Origin of the sequence: Halomonas sp. HP20-15 (genome assembly GCF_033446685.1) — a bacterium.
Taxonomy (GTDB): domain Bacteria; phylum Pseudomonadota; class Gammaproteobacteria; order Pseudomonadales; family Halomonadaceae; genus Modicisalibacter.
Genome location: NZ_JAWQLY010000042.1, coordinates 1 through 311, shown reverse-complemented (window position 1 = coordinate 311; position 311 = coordinate 1). Strand labels below are relative to the sequence as shown.

Here is a 311-nt window from a genome sequence, read left to right as displayed (position 1 = left end):
GAAGAGAAGTGGGTGCGTTTTCGCACGCTGGGCTGCTACCCGCTGACCGGGGCGGTGGAATCCAAGGCCGCCACGCTGCCCGAGATCATCCAGGAGATGCTGCTGACCCGCACCAGCGAGCGCAGCGGCCGGGCCATCGATCACGACCAGGCGGGCAGCATGGAACGCAAGAAGCGCGAGGGGTACTTCTAAATGGCACACCAATCCGCACTCATCGCCGACGATATCGAAAGCTACCTGCAGGAACACGAGAACAAGGACCTGCTGCGCTTCATCACCTGCGGCAGCGTCGACGACGGCAAGTCGACGCT

Annotated in this window: 1 pseudogene; it reads left to right on the top strand. The window is 63.0% G+C overall.

What is annotated here, in order from left to right:
• Positions 1 to 192: pseudogene (locus tag R6258_RS18770) on the top strand (sulfate adenylyltransferase small subunit); the annotation flags it as partial.
• Between the last annotated feature and the right edge of the window lie 119 nt (positions 193 to 311).